The following is a 14,380-nucleotide window of genomic DNA, read 5'->3' on the forward strand; positions in this document are numbered from 1 at the left end:
CCCGCACGTGCGGGGGATTCGGGCTACCCTCGAAAGCATGCCGGTATGGTCCAAGGCGTCCCGCGCCAGCCAGATAACCGCGAGCACACACAACGCGGCCAGGGAAAGCGCGGACGCAACACAGACGAGCGTTGATACGTCGAACGCGCTAGAGTCGAGCCCGCCACGGTCCGGCACAGAGAACTCGAGCACAGAAAAGAAGGCAGCAGTGTCAGTTGGTCAAGGCCACCCCGAGGGCTCCGAGGAGTTCAGGAAATGGCTGTCGGGGCTCAAGCCCGTCACCGGAGCAGATAGCATGCTGCGCTTCACCAAGACGCCCGAAGGCTCGATCGACCTGACCCATGCCCATCCCTCGGGGCTTGCCCAGCTGATGGCAGGCCGGCGCACCCGGCTCTCGACCCTGATCCGCGACCGCCAGCAGTACGTTGTTGCGGCCAGGGCATCGCGCAACCTCCGCTCCAAGATCTTCGAACTCGCCAATGACCGCGGCATCGAAGCGGGGTATTTCTCCGCCGGCACGGTCGTCTGGACGTCAGCGGTCGGGGGTAAGCCGCAACGGATCTCGGCCCCGGTCATGCTCACCGCCATTTCCCTCACGGTGCGACCCGGCGAGGACGACTACGAACTGCAGCTCACCGAACAGGCGCAGATCAACCCGGCGCTGGTCCGGCACCTCAAGTCAGTCCACGGGATCGTCTTTGACGTCAGCGCGGTCACGCGGATGGCGTACAGCACGGCCCGTTATGACCCCCAACCCGTTCTGGACCGCCTGGGCACCCTGGTCCAGCCGATTCACGGCGCGGAGATCGAGCACAACCTGCTCGTATCCACCTTTTCCGACCTCTCCGGCAACCTCGATGATCCGTGGATCAACCAGAACAACCCCATTGTCACCGCGCTGGCACGGTCCGGTTCCGGCGAACGGGTCGACGTGCCCGTGCTTGAGCCCGGCCGCTTCCCCAGCACGGATGAGCGGGACCCCGCCGAGGAGCTCTTGCTGCTCGACGCCGATACGGACCAGCAGTATGTCATCGACGCCGTCCGGGCGGGCGACTCGCTGGTGGTCAGCAGCCCGCCGGGCACCGGCCAGACGCAGACCGTCATCAACACCATCGGCGCCCTCGTGGACGAGGGCAAGTCCGTCCTGGTAGTGGGGGACAGGCGCGCCAGCCTCGCCGAGATCTCCGCGCAGCTGGACGGCCTTGGCCTGGATTCCGTGCTCTTGCAGCTGACCGGCAATGCCAGCCCGCTGCAGCTCAAGGGCCAGCTGGTCCGGGCGATCGTCCGGAACGAGAAGTCGCTCCAGCCGCAGCTGCGCAACCTGCACGCCACGCTGACCGGGCACCGCCACGCCCTGATGGAGCATGTCGCCTCCCTGCACAACGTCCGGGCGCGCTGGGGTTGTTCGCCGTACGAGGCCATGCAGTCGCTGGCAGAGCTGACCTCCATCCAGCCGGCGCCGGCGACGACGGTCCGGCTCAAGCGCAGCGTGCTGGACAACATCCGGGACCGCGAGGAGCTCGCCGGCCGGCTGCGCCGCGCTGCCGAGCTCGGCAGCTTCAGCCGCGCTTCGACCACCAGCCCCTGGCACGGCGCGCGTCTGCTCACGCGCAAGGAGACGCAGGAAGCGCAGAATGTTGCCCAGTCCGTGGCAGAGAAACTGCCCTTGCTGCGCGGCCGCATGGACGCCGTGGCGGAACACGCGGAGATCCGACTCGGCGCGACCTTCGCCGAATGGGGCGAGCAGATCGAACTTCTCGTGGCCGTCCGCGAAAGCCTGGACAAGTTCACTCCCGACATCTTTGACCGGCCCGTCCATGACCTGATCTCCGCCACGGCGTCCTCCAGTTGGCGCAGGGAACGCGGGATCGAGATGCCGTCCATGCAGCGCTCACGCCTGCGCAGGGTGGCCAAGGAGTACGTCCGGCCCGGCGTGCACATCGCGGACCTGCACAGTTCCCTGGTCCTCGTGCAGGAGCAGCGCGCCGCCTGGTCCGGCTACGCCACCACGCAGCGGCACCCCGCCGTGCCGTCCGGGCTGGGCGAAATTACGGGCCTGTACCGGGAAGTCGCAGCGGAACTGGCTGAACTCGGCCAGGCGGTCAAGCACACCCCCGCCGGCGGCGACCTGGAGCGCGCGCCGTACGACGAACTCCTGCCCCGGCTGCGGCGGCTCGTCGCCGACACCGCGACCCTGGAAACCCTGCCGGAGCGCACCCTGCTTGTCGAGAGCATGCGTGAGCACGGCCTCGGCGAGCTCCTCGCCGACCTTGCCGAGCGCGAGGTTCCGGAGCGGTCGGTAACCGCCGAGCTGGAGCTGGCCTGGTGGCAGTCGGCCCTGGAAGCCATGATCAGCGGCGATGACTACCTCGCCATGTCCGACGGCGACGCCCTGCGCCAGCTTGAGGCGGAGTACCGCCTCGCGGACAACGCCCACATCGCCAGCGGCGCTGCCCGGCTGCGCTGGAACCTGTCCGAGCGCTGGCGTGCGGCAATCGCGGCGTACCCCCGCCAGGCCGAGCTGTTGCGCAGCCTGCTCAAGGACGGGCGGGTGACCCTGGCGGCCCTGAGCGGCCAGGCGCAGGAACTGCTGCCCACCCTCGTGCCGGTATGGTCCGTCAGCCCCTACCTCCTGACGGGCCTCCTGCCGATCGAGCAGACCTTTGACGCCGTCGTGATCCTGGACGCGGAGACGACCTCGCTGCAGGCAGTCCTCCCGGCCATCGCCCGGTCCCGGCAGGTCATCGCCTTCGGCGACGAAAAGATCGCCAGCCCCCGGACCTTTACCGTGGGCGTCGAACGGCTCGCGGCGGGGGAGAGCTCCTACCAAAGCGTTGAGAGTTCGTACAGGGCACTCTCCGCTGTGCTTCCGGTCCGGAACCTGAGGACCGTCTACCGTGCGGTCGATGAAGACCTGGTCCGCCAGCTCAGCAAGGGTTTTTACGGCGGAGAACTTACCCGGCTCCCTGAAGGGCAATCCGCCACGGGCCTTGACCGCACCCTCAGCGTGGAGTATCTCCCCGACGGGACGGGGCTGCCCAGCGCTGACCACGACGGCGTCGAATCGGTTGTTGCCGAGGTGAACCGCGCGGTGGAACTCGTCTTCGAGCACGCCCGACTCCGGCCACGAACCTCGCTGGCCGTGGTGACCGGCAGCCTTCGCCACGCCGCCCGGATCGGCGAGGCCATCAGGGCGCAGCTGCCCAACTACCCCATGCTCGGCAGCTTCTTCGCGGCGGGGGACGAGTCCTTCCGCGTGGTGGATCTGGAACGGGCCCAGGGCCTGGTCCGCGACCACGTCATTTTTTCCCCGGGCTACGGCCGCACCCCGCATGGGCGCACCCTTCATAGCCTCGGGCCGCTCTCCGCTGACGGGGGCCGCGCCAAATTTGCGCTGGCGATGACGCGTGCCCGCCGGTCCCTGCACGTGCTCAGTTGCTTCCGCCCCGAAGACCTCGATGTCAGCCGCCTCAGCCACGGCGCCGTGGACTTCTACGAACTCCTGGACCGTGAGATCGCGGGCAATACAGATCTTGGCAGCCCCGCCTCCCGGGCCGCGGCCAGCGAGCAGGCGCTCGGCGCCGATCCGCTCGTGGCCGACCTCGGCGACCGGCTCCGCGCACGCGGGGCACGGGTGTGGCACCAATACGACGGCGTCCTGAACATGGTGGCGGCCGCCGATCCCATGACGACGATCGGCCAGGACGATGCGGAGATTCCCCGTCCGGTCGCGATCGAGTCGGATGGCACCGGCCACTACCGGCGGATGAGCGTCCGGGAACGGAGCAGACTCCGGCCGCAACTCCTGGAACGGCTTGGCTGGCGCTACATGCCGCTGTGGACCATAGAGGTCTTCACCGACCCCTCGGCCTGCGCCGATCGGATTGGCGGCTACCTCGGGTTGGAGAAGCCTCCCGTTTCCAGCCGGCTCCGGACATCGCACGGGTTCTTTGATGACGACATCGAGCACCTGGCGATTGACGAGGCGCGGGCCGCGGAGTACCACGTGGCGGCCGAACCCGCGGGACAGGTATTCCGGGGCCACGAATCCGTGGGCCAGGAAATGCGCCGGCAGGAACCAGCAGCAGGAACAACAGGCAATTCAGGCAGTAAGGAGGCCGGCAGCATGAGTGCGGACGGCGACATCCAAGTCAACCAAAACAACACCGGCAACCCCGGCCCCACCGAGGGCGACGCGACCGGCGGCGCTGAGCCCAAGACGGCTGAGCCGAAGTCCGGCGAGTTGGCCGGAGACGGGCCGGACCGGGAAGCGGCCACGGAGACCTCCGTCCGTTCGGCGGCACCCGCCACCGTCCCCGAAGGCGTGCTGCCGAACAAAGCGGCGGAAGACGACCCCCGGCGCTGGGGTGACCAGCCTGACAATTACGATCACGATGCATGGCTCCAGGAGCAGAAGCCACCGCACTGGGGCTGACGTCGTGGCCGGCACCGCAGGGCCTGCGGGCGCTGCCGGCGGAACGGACTGCCCAGGCTCTAGCCCGGTCCGGCTGCCACAAGCACGAAGAACAGCTTGCCTTGTGTAGACGCGCCTGCCAGTCTTCGTGCCTGGTCGGCCGCCGCTGCCACTACCACCAGGCCGTCAGTCTCCGCGGTGGCGGGCCAGGGCCCCGCCTTGCCGCCCTGCGCTGAGGTCCAGAGCACCGGCACGGCTTCGGCCAGAATTTGGCTTTCGGCGGTTTGTTCAAAGCCGTTGCCACCGGTCAGCACCACGTTGACGAGCTGCCCGGGGGAGACCAGCTGGATGGAGGCCGGATCCGCCATCCTCAGCGGCACGGCGGCAGAGCCGGGCGGGCTTCCTGCGAGCAGGCCCGGGCCCAGGATCTGGGCGTCGGTGAGGAGTTGGCCCCGGCGCAGCGGTGCGGCCAGCTGTTTTCCCTCGAACGCGGCACCACTGCCGGGGTTGCCGGCAGGCACGAGGCCCGGCGGCACGCTGATGCTGCTGATGTCGCCGGGTTCCAGGGTCTTTCCGGCGGGAAGATCCGCCGCTGCGGCGAAAGCAACGACGGTGTCAGCCGGCGCGGGAGCTAGCTGCTGAACCGTCAGGCCGACGGCAACGCAGACCAGGAGGGCCGCGATAAGCCGCCGGTTCCGGTTCAACCAGCCGCGCAGGCGGTGCTGCGATGGACGGCCGCGGGACGGCCGCTGCCGGCGGGGCTCCATGCGCCCGTTCCGGAGCCGGAACGGGCGGCCAGCCGCGTATGACGTGGCGGTAGGAGGGTTGGCGGGGCGGACCCCGGTGCGGGCCGAACGGCCGGAGCCTTCGACGGGCACGGGACGGGACGGCAGGGACGACGTCCAGAGCGAAGGCCCGGACGAGGTCCAGAACCAAGGCGGGGAAACCGCGCTGAGGGAAAGAGCCATACCGCCACGCTACGGACCCGTGCGCATCGGCGGGAGCGGCGGATCCGCCTATGTGGACAACGGCCAGCCGGCCAAAGGATTACGCTGACTCAGCCGGCAGAGGCGCAACTGGCGGGCCGGAGTCTGACGGGCCCGCCCTATGCCGGCGGGCGCCCTGCTAGCCCGCGGGGGCGGGGGCGGGGGCGGGGGTGGCCGCGGGGGCTGCGGGAGCCGGGGAAACCGTGCTGCCCTTGGCGTCGCGCGAGTCGGTCCGGTAGAAGCCGGAGCCCTTGAACACTACGCCGACGCTGTTGAACTTTTTGCGCAGCGTGCCCTGGCACTCGGGGCAGGACGTCAGGGAGTTGTCGCTGAACGACTGCACGATCTCGAAGGCGTGGCTGCAGTCCTTGCAGGCGTATGCATACGTGGGCACTGGAAATCCTCCTCTGGGACAAACGAGCAGGTCCCGTGCTGTCGAGTCCGGATCACTGCCGATATGTCTATCGACGGGTTCCGTTCTTAGCAGTCGCAGGGCCTGAGTGCCAATTCTATCACCTTGGCAGGAACCAATATCAGCCGAGGCGGCATCAGCCGAGCCGGATGATCCCGCCCGGGGTCAGCGCCGCGTCGACCTTCCGGTCGAACGACTCGGCGGGAATGGTGCCCGCGGGCAGCACCTCAGTGTCATAGACGACGGCGGCAGTCGGCAGCGCCACGGCGTCGGACGCCTCGCCGGACGCGGGGGACAGGGTGGCCAGGGCGGCAAGGAACTTGTCGTAGTAGCCGCCGCCTTGTCCGATGCGGTTGCCCGAGAAATCCACGGCGGTGGCCGGGAGGATGATTGCGGTGGCGCCGCGCATTACGGCGGTGCTGTGGCGCTCTCCGACAGGCTCCCGGATGGGGGCGTACCGGCTGCGGACAAACGCGGACTGCGGAGTCCAATACACCCAGCTGAGCTTTATTTCGGGTTCGCATACCGGAAGCAGCACCTGGTGCCCGGCATCGGTCAAGGCAGTAAGCAGCGGCAGCGTGGGCGGTTCTGCGCCCACACCGAGGTACGCCGCGAAGACGCCCTGGGGGCCGCGGGCCAGTCCGGAGGCCCACTGGAGCCCATGGCGGGCGATGCCCGCCGCGGCGGCATCCTGTGCGGCCAGCGGGAGGGCGGAACGCTTCGCCCTGTGGCTGGAGCGTATTTCCTCTTTTGACGCCATCCTGGCCCGTCCTCTGCCTCTTGCGGCCGCAACGCACGGGGAGGGCCCGCCGAGCGGTTCGAATAAAAATTACGCAATGAATTGGTCCCTCCGTTAGATTAGTCGAGTGAATACACCCAACGCTTCCGTCCGTAAGGCCGTCATCCCCGCCGCGGGCCTTGGTACCAGGTTTCTTCCAGCGACGAAGGCCATGCCCAAGGAAATGCTGCCTGTCGTTGACAAACCGGCCATCCAGTACGTCGTTGAGGAGGCCGTGAATGTCGGCCTGAACGACATCCTGATGATCACCGGCCGCAATAAGCGGGCGCTTGAGGACCATTTCGACCGTGTCCCCACCCTGGAAGCCACGCTTGAAGCCAAGGGAGACACGGCCAAGCTCGAGTCCATCCAGGCCGCCAGCAACCTCGGCGACATCCACTACGTCCGCCAGGGCGATCCCCTGGGCCTCGGCCACGCCGTCCTCCGGGCCAAGCAGCACGTCGGGCAGGAGCCCTTCGCCGTCCTCTTGGGCGATGACCTCATCGACGCCCGCGATGAACTGCTCAGCACCATGATCGAAGTCCAGGCCAAGACCGGCGGCTCGGTGGTCGCACTGATCGAGGTGGACCCGTCCCAGATCAGCGCCTACGGCTGCGCCGACGTCGAGGCAATCGGCGGCGAGGAATTCGTCCGCATCAAGCAGCTCGTGGAGAAGCCCGACGTCGAGGACGCCCCGTCCAACCTCGCCGTCATCGGCCGCTATGTGTTGCACCCGGCCGTCTTCGAAGTCCTTGAGCGCACCGCGCCCGGCCGCGGCGGCGAAATCCAGCTCACGGATGCGCTGCAGGAACTCTCGGCCGGCACCGGCGAGGGCTACGGCGTGTACGGCGTCGTCTTCCGCGGCCGCCGCTACGACACCGGCGACAAGCTCAGCTACCTCAAGGCCTGCGTCCAGCTCGCCTGCGACAGTGAGGACCTCGGCCCGGGACTGCGCGAATGGCTGCCCGGCTTCGCGTCCAGCCTGGCCCCCAGCCTCGCTAAGTAACTCCCGTGGGGGGCAGCTTCACCTGGCCGGTGACCCTGGAAAGTGGCGACATCGTCTTGCGCCCCATCCGGTACCGGGACCGCAAGGAGTGGACAGCACTCCGGTCCCGTAACTGCGAGTGGCTGGCCCCCTGGGAGGCATCAAACCCGGTCCCCGGCGGGGGCCTGCCGGACTACCGGCAGATGGTGCGCTCGCTCAAGGCCCAGGCCGCGCAGGCCACAGCCCTGCCCTTCGTGATCGCGGAATGGACGCCCGGCCACCAGGCCCCGGTGATCGTGGGGCAGCTGACTGTGTCCTCGATCGTGTGGGGATCGGCCATGATGGCGACGCTTGGCTATTGGGTCGACAAGGAGCGGGCCGGCCGGGGGATTGCCCCGACCGCCGTGGCCATGGCTACGGACTATTGCTTTGGCACCCTTGGCCTGCACCGGATGGAGATCAACATCAGGCCGGAGAATGCGCCGAGCCTGCGGGTGGTGGAGAAACTCGGGTTTCGCGACGAGGGATTCCGGCCCAGGTTCCTGCACATCAACGGCGAATGGGCAGACCACCGTACCTTCGCGCTCACGGCTGAGGAAGTGCCGGAAGGCCTCCTCGCACGGTGGCTGAGGACCCGCCAGGCCTGACCCTGTGACCGCCGCCTGACCAGCCACGACGCCCCGACGCCGGTCCGTTGCCGCCGCTCGCGCGACACACCCCTGACAATGCGGGGCAGCACCCCATATACCTCATACGGTTTTGAGTGTGGACATCCCCCTTAGCAGCTCTGTGATCCTTGTCATTGCTGTTGCGCTCTGGATCGTGTGGGTGGCGCCTTACGTTCTCCGGAACGGGCGCCACCAGCTGCAGCCTGCAGGCGAATTCCTGGCGGACGTCGTTGACATGGAACCAGCAGATCCACATGCGGGGAAGGTTATGAAAATGGCGGCGCAGCAGGAGAAACCCATGATCAGCACCCAGCGCGCAAAACCGGCCGGCGGCACCCCAGGTCCTGGTGCAAGCACCGGGGCGACGTCTGGAGGGAACCGGATTTCTGCGGCGACTTCCCCGGCGTTCCGGATCCGTTGGGGACGGCTGGTGCTGGCGGTAGCTGGTCTCCTGTCCCTCCTCACCGGAGTGGTATCCGCGGCCCTTCGACTTTTCGGGATCGGTTCCGGCTGGCTCCCGGTGACGGCCCTGCTGGGCGCCGTCGCCGCCGTGGCGCTGCTCCGCCGCCTTGCGGTCCGCGACCGCCGGCGGAAAATGAACGCCGCATTCCGTGCAGCCATGGGCAGTCAGGAACGTGCCACTGCGCGGCCCTCAGCGCCCGAACAGATGCCCTCCCTTCCTGCCGGCAGTCCCGGTGCTCGGCCGGAAAGCCCTCTCTTCGACGCCGAAGCGGGCCCGGTTACGCCCGAGCCTGCGCCGAAGCCGCTGACCGCGCTGGAGCTCCGCCAGGCAGCCCTCGCCGAAGCGGCGGCCTCGGGGGATACCTCGGCGGCTGTGGCAGCCGAAACGGCGGCAGCCGCGGAGGGCTCCAGCTGGGAGCCCGTCGACGTTCCCAAACCCACCTACGTCGAAGCGGCGAAGGCCGAACGCGCAGCCCCCATGCCCCTCGACCTCCCTGAAGCGCCGAAGGCCGTCGGGAAGCCGTCCCTCAAACAGGCCTCCGCGCGGCCCGCCGCGTCCGATCCGCGGACCGCCGACGATTCCGAGTCAAAGCAGCTCAGCAAGGCCCAGAGCGCCTTGAGCAACCTGGACGACGTCCTCCAGCGGCGGCGCGCCTGATCCGGTCCGTTCTTCCCGAGATTTCGCCCCGGGCAGCCAGCCATGGCTGTCCGGGGTTTTCATTTCCCCGAGGCGCCGCCGGCGGGCTTCGTTGCGGTAGCCCCGGGTCACCGGGTGTTGAACCTGGTGCCGGAGGCGCGACACGGCAACGAGACATTCCGCGGCTGGCTGGAAAACAGCGCAGATAGTTTGTAGCCTAGGGACACCGGCAACGCCGTTCCGTCAGGACCGGCGTTGCTTCGGGGCTATAGCTCAGTTGGTAGAGCGCTTCGTTCGCATCGAAGAGGTCAGGAGTTCGAATCTCCTTAGCTCCACAGATTTCAAGGGTTTTTGAACCTTTGAGGGCGTGGAATAAACACTTTGATAACACTTTGCTTCAGAACCTGGCCCAGCCGGGGCTATACATTTCTGTGTCATGCGCTCAGTGTAGTGAGGACCAGCACGATCTCTCAGGACCTCCAGCGCTGAGCAAGCCGCGGTGGTGGACAGGGGAAGGCATGAGCATACGGCAGCGTTTGTACCCTGCACCGGCGCAGATACCCATCCTTGCCCTGCACGCTCAGCAATCGCGATTTGTGTACAACATAGGTCTTGAACAACGGCGCATGTTCAATCCGTTCAAAACGGTTCGGTTCACGTACAGGTCACAGAGTGCTGAGCTATCCGAGGCGCGGGCGGCATACGACTGGCTGGCCGCCGGTTCCCAGCCCGTGCAACAGAATGCTCTGGAGGACCTGGACCGGGCATTTAGGTTGTGGTGGTCAAACCCGGCCCGTTTTGGGTCGCCGTCCTTCCGGACCCGGGATGCGAATCGGGGCTTCGCCATAAAGCGTCATCGCGTGCGTGGCTTGAATCGGAAATGGGCCACCGTGACCATTCCCAAAGCAGGCCGTGTGAAATTCCGCCTTACACACAACTTGGCCGAAGTTACGGCGTCCAAGAGCGCCCGCATCACGCTGTCCAGATCCGGGGAGTGGCACATCAGCTTCACGACACTTCCGAGACCCTTCGAGCGGACCGCAACGGGGGCCAGGGTAGGGATCGACAGGGGAGTGGCACAGACGATAAGCACCTCCGATGGCGTCCACTCCACCATCCCGACTCTCACGAAGGGTGAGCAGAGACGGTTTCTGGCCCTGGAGCGCCGCCTGGTTCGACAGGTCAATGGTTCCCGCCGACGTGAGGCCACCAAGCAGCACCTGAACCGGCTCCGCGACCGACTAAGAAACCGTCGCAAGGACTGGCTCGAGAAAACCACCACAGCATTGGTCCGGGGCTATGACCTCATCGCGTTAGAGGACCTGAAAATCGAGAACATGGTCGTCCCCGAACAGCCAGCCGGTGTAACCCGGGCGGGTCCCTGTCACCCGGACGTTGACCCTCATACCCTTGTCAGCTCTCTTGACCTTGTAGCTGGAGGACGTCGCTCCACTGATCGGAGAGCCGTTGCGCAGCCACCGGTACGACACCTTCATGCCCTTCGGCCAGGACTGCTTGCCGGCCTTCAGGACGGAGCCGACCTTCGCCGTGGCCGAGACCGGGATCGGAACATAAACGCGTGGTCCGGTAACGATCGTCGTCGTCGACTTCGTGGGGGCCTTGGGCCGGGTGAACACCGGCGCCTTCGGTGCAGGGGGAGTCTTGCCGCCCAGGCTGCTGCCAGTGTTACCGCCAGTTCCGCCGCCGCTAAAGACTGGGGCACAGAAACCGGAGCCGACGCCCATCGCATTCCAGGCCTGGCCGGACGGGCAGGACGCCGTCGCACTGGCCGGGTCGGCGCCGACGGCCAGGCCTCCCAAAGCGATGAGTCCGGCGGCGACTGCGGTCAGGGTCTTGCGGGGCATTGTGGTCCTTCGTTGGCCCGGTGGCCGTGGGTGGGTTCTGGCGAGGTCCTGGTCGGCGGGGTTGCTAGCGGACCAGATACTGCTTGCCGGACTTTGTGGAGCTGTGGCCGGACTTCTTGCCGGTGACGCTGACGGCGACCTTCTTGCCCTTGTCGGCTGGCCGGACCTTGTAGGTGGCGGCCGTGGCGCCGGAGATGGTGGCACCGTTCCTTGTCCAGCGGTACTTCAGCGTGGTGCCCTTGGCCCACCCGGACTGGTCCGCTTTCAGGACGGCGCCGACTTTCGTGAACGGTGCTGGGGCTGGCGGCGCACTCTTAGGCGGAGCGTAGTTCTTCGGCGGGTTGAAGGCCGGCGGTGCGTCATAGACCGGTCCCGTGGAGGTTCCGGAGGGGGCGTGCGGCTTGCCGCCTCCGTTGTAGACGATGTTGCCCCCGGTGCCGCCGCCGCTGGCGTTCGGCATGCAGTCGGTGACGCTGCCCATGCTGATGACGTGCTGGCCGGCCGGGCAGGGGAATGCACTGGCCGGGCCAGCGCCGATCGCCAAGCCGCCCAGCGCGACGGCTCCGGCGGCGGCGAGAGTGGTCAGGGTCTTGCGGGTCATAGTGCTCCTTTGGCGGGCAACGGCGGTCTAAGAGTCATTATCGGTTGGAAGCTCTCACTTGTAATGTGTGCGGCCTCGCCTGTTTCCGCCGGGCGGTGATGGCATCCGGTGGGGAGGCCGAGGTGGACGTGCTTTGCTGGAGTTCTAACTGTGCGTGGGCGGGAGGACCTGGCGGACGTTTTCGCGCTTGTAGGTGACCGGGTCGCCGAAGACGGCGAAGTCCCCGAACGGGTTGTCGGCCATGGTCGCCTGGATGGTCTCGCCATCGTCTGAGGTGACCTTCGTCCAGTTACCCTCGCCGTTGGTCACGACCTTGGCGAAGGAGCCCGGCAGGAAGCGTTCCGGCCAGTCGGCCGGTTCCTCACCGGTAGTGATTACGAAGTATTCCGGGCCCAGCATGGTGTCTTTGCCCATGGACTATATGTGTGCGGACAGGGCTCCGCCGGTCCCCGCGACCATAGCTCAGAAGCGGTAAGACCAGGTGGACGTCCCGGTGAGCCGGTACGCGGACGAGGCGGCCTTCGCGGTGAAGTTCACCGTCTTGCCGTTGGCGGCCTTGTAGGTCCCGGCCGGCACCGGCTTCCCGTTCACGAAGTAGGCGACTCCGGTCTGTTTCGGGATGGTGTACCGGTTGGTGGTGCTGTTCATGGCCGGCTTTGCCGCGGTCACGGCCTTGCGGAAGTCGATGCTCCAGCTCGACGTGCCGGTCAGAATGTGGCCGGGGGCTGCCTCGGCCGTGATGGTGATCCTGGTGCTGCGGGAATAGGTGCCGGGCGGCTTCACGGCACCGTTGACGAGGTAGGTGACACTGCTGGTGGCTGGGATCGTGTAGGTGCCCTTGGCCTGGCTGAATTTCGGGGCGGCGGCGGTCACGGCTAGGGACGAGAGGTCATAGGTCCACGCCGTCAGGGTATGGCCGCCGGCCGCTGTTTTGACGTCGATGGTAACCACGATGCTGCGGAACGGGTAGGTGCCGGCGGCCTTCACCGCGCCATTAACCAGGTAGATGACCCCGGTCTTGGCCGGGATCGTGTAGGTCAACTTTTCCCAGTCGACCGTCGGGTCGAGGGCAGCCGGGGTGCCCGAGGTAGCCCGGAGCGCAGGGCGGCCGTTGAAGTAGTCGCGGGGGCTGTTGTATGACCCCGGCGGGACAGTCCCCGCCGGATAGCCGAAGTGGTTCGCGGTTGCGTAGGTGCCCCTGGAGCCAGTGCTGATGCCGATGCCCATGAAGGTGGCGTCTGGCTGTGACATGTTCGCGTTGTGTCCGGGCGAACTGATCCATCCGTTGACGAGGTCCTGGCCGGCCGTATAGCCGAGGGCGATGTTTTCGGATGCCGAGAAGTATCCGGCTGGTGCACCCGTAACGTAGTCGCTGTTGTGCTCAAAGCGTCCTGTCGTCGCCATCTTGTTGCTCCACTTTTGCGAGATGGTGGAGATTCTGACGTTGAACTTCAAGGGCATCAGGTGTTTGGTTGCCCGAAACCTGTTGATCGCGTCGAAGGTATCGATGATCATTTGCCGCTTGCTTGCCGGGAAGAGGTCCAGGGATTCCACCGACGCGGATTGTGTGGCGACCGGCACCGGCGGCGCCGCGGGCGCCGCAGACGCTCCACAGATCGGGCCGGCCACCAGTGCAGCCGTGAGCAGGGTAGCCCCCAGCGTTATGCTGATTTTCAATTGTCCCCCAAAGAAGTTGTCGGACACGGAGAAGCCTGCGTCCAGGATGGATACTACGTTGCCGCAGGTCAGGGCAGGAAGCCTGCCCGCCTCGTGTCATGCGCAGGCCGGGCAAACCAGTGCACGAATCCAGTGGTCTCCGCACGTATCACCAGTTCGCCATCTCGATTCCCCTGGGCGCCGCGCTGGGTGTTTTCATCCGCCGGCGGCCGCCTGCTGGCTAGTTCTGCGGAAGACCTGGGCCGCCGCTGTCCTCCCGCCGGGCCCGGAGCACAGTCCAGACGCCGCTTCGGCGAACTCTTCAGCGCAAGTTCCGCGCACGGACCGGGCCTCCACGAAGCCGCCGTGAGCTTCCGAACTGCCGTAGCAATCGGTGCAACAAGGCTCCCGCCGCGGAGGTCGGCTAACCTCTGAGAGGCCCCGTGTTTGTCCGGGGCACACTGAACACTACTGGGGGAACCATGAAGAAGATCTTTGCCGCTGTGTCGCTCTCAACCCTGGCGGCAGTGCTGGTCGCAGGGTGCGCCGGCTCACTGAAGGCCGAGACGCCAGCCGCCTCGACAGCGGCGGCATCATCGGCGGCCGCGGCCCCTGTCAGCCAGATCCCGAAGCCGGATGCTGCCCAGGCCTCGAGCCTGCGCGCCGAGCTCGCGAAGGTCAACCCGCTGCTGGACAACGACAAGGCCGTCGACAACTCCCGCAACCAGTGCACCAGCATCCTGGGCGGATCCCCGGCTGACAAGCTCGTCACCGCGGCGAAAACCCGTTTCGCCGGCGGCCAGGTGAAATCGGTATCCGACGCCGAAGCGCAGCAGATCATCGAGGTCATCAAGGCGAACGGCTTCTGTAAGGCCTGATCGTGAACGATAGAGGGCCGACCGGCCGGATTGAGAGA

General features: G+C 66.9%; 12 protein-coding genes, 1 tRNA gene and 1 pseudogene. 7 read left to right on the forward strand and 7 right to left on the reverse strand.

The annotated features are described in order from the left end of the window. The first annotated feature begins 208 nt into the window (after positions 1 to 208). The gene (locus tag BLQ10_RS14505; RefSeq protein ID WP_091563230.1) at positions 209 to 4,435 is read left to right on the forward strand and encodes an AAA family ATPase; all 4,227 of its coding nucleotides are present in this window, start codon (positions 209 to 211) and stop codon (positions 4,433 to 4,435) included. A gap of 59 nt (positions 4,436 to 4,494) precedes the next feature. Here BLQ10_RS14505 and BLQ10_RS14510 read toward each other — a convergent pair whose 3' ends face one another. From BLQ10_RS14510 to BLQ10_RS14520, 3 genes are all read right to left on the reverse strand, one after another. Next, positions 4,495 to 5,382: an RcpC/CpaB family pilus assembly protein gene (locus tag BLQ10_RS14510; RefSeq protein ID WP_254785572.1), complete on the reverse strand. Its 888-nt coding sequence runs from the start codon at positions 5,380 to 5,382 to the stop codon at positions 4,495 to 4,497. 157 nt (positions 5,383 to 5,539) lie between these two features. After that, positions 5,540 to 5,794, reverse strand: coding sequence for an FmdB family zinc ribbon protein (locus tag BLQ10_RS14515; protein WP_091563233.1), 255 nt, complete (start codon positions 5,792 to 5,794; stop codon positions 5,540 to 5,542). 154 nt (positions 5,795 to 5,948) lie between these two features. Next, positions 5,949 to 6,572 (reverse strand): 5-formyltetrahydrofolate cyclo-ligase, encoded by a 624-nt coding sequence (locus BLQ10_RS14520; protein WP_091563235.1) that lies wholly within the window; start codon positions 6,570 to 6,572, stop codon positions 5,949 to 5,951. Positions 6,573 to 6,678: 106 nt separating this feature from the next. Here BLQ10_RS14520 and galU point away from each other — a divergent pair, with 106 nt between their 5' ends. The 5 genes and pseudogenes from galU to BLQ10_RS23110 form a co-directional block, all read left to right on the forward strand. Further along, entirely contained in the window at positions 6,679 to 7,596 is a 918-nt protein-coding gene (galU, locus tag BLQ10_RS14525; RefSeq protein ID WP_091563237.1) for a UTP--glucose-1-phosphate uridylyltransferase GalU, read from the forward strand. Positions 7,597 to 7,601: 5 nt separating this feature from the next. Beyond that, on the forward strand, positions 7,602 to 8,222 hold the full coding sequence (locus BLQ10_RS14530; protein WP_091563238.1) for a GNAT family N-acetyltransferase: 621 nt from the start codon (positions 7,602 to 7,604) through the stop codon (positions 8,220 to 8,222). A 118-nt stretch (positions 8,223 to 8,340) separates the two neighbouring features. Continuing rightward, positions 8,341 to 9,363, forward strand: coding sequence for a hypothetical protein (locus tag BLQ10_RS14535; RefSeq protein WP_254785573.1), 1,023 nt, complete (start codon positions 8,341 to 8,343; stop codon positions 9,361 to 9,363). Positions 9,364 to 9,604: 241 nt separating this feature from the next. Continuing rightward, positions 9,605 to 9,677, forward strand: a tRNA-Ala gene (locus BLQ10_RS14540). Positions 9,678 to 9,860: 183 nt separating this feature from the next. Further along, a pseudogene (locus tag BLQ10_RS23110) lies at positions 9,861 to 10,625 on the forward strand (RNA-guided endonuclease InsQ/TnpB family protein); the annotation flags it as partial. Between the two features lie 30 nt (positions 10,626 to 10,655). On the opposite strand, the gene BLQ10_RS22795 reads toward BLQ10_RS23110, so the two are convergent. From BLQ10_RS22795 to BLQ10_RS14560, 4 genes are all read right to left on the reverse strand, one after another. Further along, positions 10,656 to 11,207 carry a hypothetical protein gene (locus BLQ10_RS22795; protein WP_254785574.1) on the reverse strand — a complete coding sequence of 184 codons (552 nt, stop codon included), beginning with the start codon at positions 11,205 to 11,207 and terminating at the stop codon, positions 10,656 to 10,658. 64 nt (positions 11,208 to 11,271) lie between these two features. Continuing rightward, on the reverse strand, positions 11,272 to 11,808 hold the full coding sequence (locus tag BLQ10_RS14550; protein WP_091563243.1) for a hypothetical protein: 537 nt from the start codon (positions 11,806 to 11,808) through the stop codon (positions 11,272 to 11,274). A gap of 144 nt (positions 11,809 to 11,952) precedes the next feature. Then, the gene (locus BLQ10_RS14555; RefSeq protein ID WP_091563245.1) at positions 11,953 to 12,222 is read right to left on the reverse strand and encodes a hypothetical protein; all 270 of its coding nucleotides are present in this window, start codon (positions 12,220 to 12,222) and stop codon (positions 11,953 to 11,955) included. 48 nt (positions 12,223 to 12,270) lie between these two features. After that, the gene (locus BLQ10_RS14560) at positions 12,271 to 13,485 is read right to left on the reverse strand and encodes a CAP domain-containing protein (protein WP_139164241.1); all 1,215 of its coding nucleotides are present in this window, start codon (positions 13,483 to 13,485) and stop codon (positions 12,271 to 12,273) included. Between the two features lie 461 nt (positions 13,486 to 13,946). Between BLQ10_RS14560 and BLQ10_RS14565 the strand changes: the two genes are divergently transcribed. Continuing rightward, a complete protein-coding gene (locus BLQ10_RS14565; RefSeq protein WP_091563248.1) occupies positions 13,947 to 14,342 on the forward strand; it encodes a hypothetical protein in 396 nt (131 codons plus the stop codon). The last annotated feature ends 38 nt before the right edge of the window (positions 14,343 to 14,380 follow it).

The organism is Arthrobacter sp. ok362, assembly GCF_900102785.1.
Taxonomy (GTDB): Bacteria; Actinomycetota; Actinomycetes; order Actinomycetales; family Micrococcaceae; genus Arthrobacter.

Coding starts and splice junctions, on each gene's coding strand:
- BLQ10_RS14510 (WP_254785572.1), bottom strand. CDS start 5,382: ATGGCTCTTTCCCTCAGCGCGGTTTCCCCGCCTTGGTTCTGGACCTCG.
- BLQ10_RS14520 (WP_091563235.1), bottom strand. CDS start 6,572: ATGGCGTCAAAAGAGGAAATACGCTCCAGCCACAGGGCGAAGCGTTCC.
- BLQ10_RS22795 (WP_254785574.1), bottom strand. CDS start 11,207: ATGCCCCGCAAGACCCTGACCGCAGTCGCCGCCGGACTCATCGCTTTG.
- BLQ10_RS14550 (WP_091563243.1), bottom strand. CDS start 11,808: ATGACCCGCAAGACCCTGACCACTCTCGCCGCCGCCGGAGCCGTCGCG.
- BLQ10_RS14555 (WP_091563245.1), bottom strand. CDS start 12,222: ATGGGCAAAGACACCATGCTGGGCCCGGAATACTTCGTAATCACTACC.
- BLQ10_RS14565 (WP_091563248.1), top strand. CDS start 13,947: ATGAAGAAGATCTTTGCCGCTGTGTCGCTCTCAACCCTGGCGGCAGTG.